Origin of the sequence: Arthrobacter sp. I3 (genome assembly GCF_000520575.1) — a bacterium.
Lineage (GTDB): Bacteria > Actinomycetota > Actinomycetes > Actinomycetales > Micrococcaceae > Arthrobacter > Arthrobacter humicola_A.
This window is the reverse complement of sequence record NZ_KI914918.1, coordinates 1-4,060: the sequence shown is the minus strand read 5'-3', so window position 1 is coordinate 4,060 and position 4,060 is coordinate 1. Positions and strand designations below refer to the sequence as shown.

General features: G+C 68.7%; 3 protein-coding genes. 1 reads left to right on the top strand and 2 read right to left on the bottom strand.

Annotated features, from left to right (window positions below):
• Positions 1–2 precede the first annotated feature (2 nt).
• Entirely contained in the window at positions 3–515 is a 513-nt protein-coding gene (locus tag Y706_RS24595; RefSeq protein WP_253906749.1) for a GNAT family N-acetyltransferase, read from the top strand.
• 87 nt (positions 516–602) lie between these two features.
• On the opposite strand, the gene Y706_RS0109245 is transcribed toward Y706_RS24595, so the two are convergent.
• Both Y706_RS0109245 and Y706_RS29200 read right to left on the bottom strand, forming a co-directional pair.
• Positions 603–1,229 (bottom strand): dihydrofolate reductase family protein, encoded by a 627-nt coding sequence (locus Y706_RS0109245; RefSeq protein WP_028276371.1) that lies wholly within the window; start codon positions 1,227–1,229, stop codon positions 603–605.
• A 418-nt stretch (positions 1,230–1,647) separates the two neighbouring features.
• Positions 1,648–4,060: hypothetical protein (locus tag Y706_RS29200; RefSeq protein ID WP_043435707.1), on the bottom strand; the 2,413-nt coding region annotated here is incomplete at its 5' end.

Below are 4,060 nucleotides of genomic sequence, written 5' to 3'. Positions count from 1 at the left end.
TGGTGCTGCGGCGTTTTGCAGCTGCCGACCTCGATGCCTTCCATGCCTACCACTCGCTCCCGGAAACCGCCCGGTTCCTGCCCCGCGAGGCCAAGAGCTACACCCAGTCGATGGAAACGGTGGGACGGTACGCCGACTTCGAGTTCGAGAAGGAGGGCGACTGGGTGGCCCTGGCCATTGAGGCCCAGGATTCGCCCGGCCTCCTCGGCGAGGTGGTGCTGAAGTGGCTGGAGGGGTGCGGGCAGGCCGAGATCGGCTGGAGCCTGGCCCCGGAGGCGCGGGGACGGGGCATCGCCAGCGAGGCCGCCCGGGCACTGCTGAAGCTCGGCTTTGAGGACCTGGGCTTCCACCGCATCGACGCCAAGCTTGATGCCCTGAACACGGCCTCGGCGCCACTCTGTGAACGGCTCGGCATGCGCCTGGAATCACGGCAGGTGGACAAATGGCACTACAAGGGCGAATGGGCCACGGAGGTGGTGTACGCCATCCTCGCGGACGAGTGGCAGGCCCGCTGACCGGGTCCGGCGCTTGAACCCGGGCAACTCCGCCTGGTGCAGCGTAGCGGCCGACTCAACCATCGGCCTCAAGCTCAACCACGGGCCTCAGGTGCCGGACGAACCAGGCTCATAGGTCCCGTACGTCGGAAGCCCCGCCGACTCATAGACAAGAATCGCGAGTCCGCCCGGCGTCGCCTCATTGCGGACCAGACGCAGGCCCGCCGGGGCGCCTCCGGCCGGAAACAGTTGCCTGCCGTTACCCACCACCACAGGGGCGATCACCAGCCTCAGTTCGTCGATCAGCCCCTTCGCCAGCAGCGACTCGGCCAGCCGGGCACTCCCGTGGATCTGTAACTCCCGGCCGGGCTGCCTCTTCAACTCAGCGACCTGTGCGGGGACGTCCCCGGACAGGATGGTCGTGGGCGCCCAACCAGCCTGCGCCAGGCTCTGCGAGGCCACGTACTTCGGCAAACCGTTCATCTTCTCAGAGAACGGATCATCAGGGTCCGTGATTCTCGGCCAGTCCCTCGCAAAGTTGACGTAGGTCCGGCGGCCGAACAGCAACGCATCCGCCTCGCCAAGCCAGTCCGCCGCCCGCTGGATGAATTCCTCGTCAAGGAAGGGGACGAACCAACCTCCTTGTGAGAAGCCGTCGCTGGTATCCTCCTCGGGCGATCCAGGACCCTGCGCCATACCGTCCAATGTGAGGAACTCTGTCAGCGTTAGTCTCATCGTGTTGCCTCTCCGTGCTGGGTGCTGGGTGCTGGGTGCTGGGTGCTCCGGGTGCCGGGATCTGGGTGCTGGGTGGCGGGTTCACTGGCCCGGGTTGGGTCTGGAATCACGGCAGGTGGCAAGTGGCACAACAAGGACGAATGGGCCACGGAAATGGTGTACACCATCCCCGCGGAGGAAAGGAAGGCCCGGCAGCAGGCATCCGGCATCCGACGGCGCAGCGAAGCCCCAATTTAACGGACGCGTCAATCTCAGGGAAGCGCCAATCTAAGGGAAGTACCGACCTGACGGGGAAGCGCTCTGATGCGGTGGCGGTCTGTCGAGACGCCGATATGACGCAGATGGCCGGAATGAAGTCCTCATTCCGGCCATCTGCGTCAATCCGAACCCGATTCGGACCCAAAATCGGGTCCCCGCCTTAGGGTGCCGGCGGCGCGGTGGATGCGGGCGCCGGTGAGACCGTGCCCGGTGCGGGAGCCGCGGGTTGCGTCAGCTGCTGCCCTGCCGGCTCCGTGGCACCGGAGCCCGCGGCGGGACCGGACGACGTCGTACCGTCACCCGGCGCCGTGGCTCCCGTGGGGCCCGGGGCCGGGGCCCGCGTGCTGCCGGGGGTGGTTTCGGCAGTGGCTCCCGACGTCGTACCGGGCGTGGCGGCGGTACCGGCGCCAGGCGTGGCGCCGGAGGTGGCGCCGGGCGTGGCGGCAGGAGTGGCGCCCGGCGTCGGGGCTGTACCGGCGGACCCGGCCGGGGTGGCGCTCGGATCGGCCTTGATGACCGCCATGATCTGTTCCTTGTACGCGCTGAGCCGGCCCTGGATCTCCGAGAGTGGCTGGTTCCGCAGGTCCTTGCCGAAGGCGGCGATCTCCTGCCACAGCTCGTTGAGCCTGGCCATGCCGTCGCTGCTCAGGGGCCCATCCAGGGTCAGGACAAGTTGGCTGGCCAGGGCGTAGGTCAGGCACCGGACGCAGTTATAGTTCGCCGACGCCGAGAGATTTTCCGGAACGATCACATCGGTCTGTCCCACAATCAGGACCACCTGGAAGCCCACCGCCACGGCGGCGCAGTCCGCGCAGCTGGCAAACGCGTAGGCCTCATTCCGTGTGTCCACGGTGTCACCGTCCTCGGCCCAGACCAGGGCGAAGGCGACGTCGTAGACGACGGAACCGTCAGTGGTGTTGACCGCGAGCGACTGGTTGCCGTCGTCCTCCGGAGCGGCCGGCTTGTCGAAGGGGAAGACCCAGGAAGGGGCAGCCGGCGCTGCCGCGGGGGCGGCCGTGCTGGCCGTGCCGGACTGCCGGGGCACCAGGACCATGCTCAGCTGCGGGTCCTCGCGTGTGGGCCTCCGGGCGCCCTCCGGCCACAGGGCAACGGTCGTTCCCGACTGGCCCTCGGCCATCCGGGACGCGGCGGAGGCCGAGAAGACGGCGGTGGTGGCGTCGGCCAGGGTGCCGCGCTCGTAGGGCTGGACCGGGCGGTAGGTGTCAGCTCCCGGCCACCAGGCCCAGGCGAGGCCCGCCGCCACCGCCGCGATCGCAACGATGGCGGTGGCACGCTGGAGGGCCTTTCCGCGGGTCTTGCGCCACAGGCCGGTGGCCAGCTGGCGGACCAGGCGCAACAGGATGTAGAAGATGCCCAGCACCGGCAGCGCCAGGCAGGCGATCGCGATCACCCGGACGGCGGCGTCGGCGAGGTCCCCGGTGGCGAGGCTGTGGGAAAGCATGGCCTGCTGCTTCAGGCCGTTATCCCAGGCGGTGCCCAGGACGCGCGGCAGGGTGAGCACCATGGTGGCCATGCTGAAGAGCAGCAGGGGGACCGTGACCAGCACCCAGATGGTGACCACGGCCCGCGCCCAGGGCTTCAGGAGCCCGGCTTCGGGATCTGTCTTCCGCCACGGCACCAGGGCCAGCAGCGTGGGCTTAATGCGCTGGAACAGGTCCGGGACACCGGTAGCGTCGGCCAGGATATGGTAGCCGTCGAAGCGGACCAGCGGCATCAGCTGCCTGACCATCTGCAGGATCTGGGTGACCACCACCAGCAGCAGCGCATCGAAGCCGGTGGCCCACCAGATGCCCATGATCGCGACGGCCACGATGGCGTTGAAGTACAGTCCGCCGAGGTCCGTGCGCAGCCGGCCGCCGCGCCCCAGCCGGTAGGAATCCGTGACGTCGGTATAGAAGGCCGGCCACATCAGATACAGGCCGGTCCCCATGGCGCCGGGGGTGGCCCCGCCGCGGCGGGCGGCGGCGGCGTGGCCGAACTCATGGAAACCGGCCGAGAGCACCGTGACCACCAGGATCAAAAGCACCAGTCCGGGGTTGGCAAAGGCCTCATGCGTGGCCGACGCCAGGCCCTTGACCATCAGCACCCACCAGCACGTGGCCAGGAAGGCCGCGGTCACGGCCACCACGATCAAGGGGTTGAACAGCGTGGCGAACGGCGCGGTGATCTTCCGGGTGCGGTCCGGATCGGTCACCGAGTACCGGAAGCGCATACCCAGCAGCGGGTTCGATTTCTTTACCGCGGGCTCGGAGCCGTCCGCCAGCTGCAGGAGGCCGAGGGGGAGCAGCTGGGAAGTGATCAGGGTGCGGACGTTCTCGGCACTGACGAGCCGTCCGAAACTGTCGCTGGCGTGCCCGGCGATTTCTTCCAGGCCCCGCTCGCCGTCGATCGCCTCGAGCACCAGGTACAGCAGTCGGGTGAGCTGGATGGTCTGGCCGTCGGAACGGCGCACGAGGGACGGGGCTTCCTTGTAACCGGACCCCTTCGCCTCGCCGATCAGCTGGACGCCGGCGGCCCGCACCGGAACCGGCTGCAGGCCGACCGCGTCGGAC

Bases quoted from the DNA above. Each gene is read 5' to 3' on its own strand.
- Y706_RS0109245 (WP_028276371.1), bottom strand. From the start codon at position 1,229: ATGAGACTAACGCTGACAGAGTTCCTCACATTGGACGGTATGGCGCAG.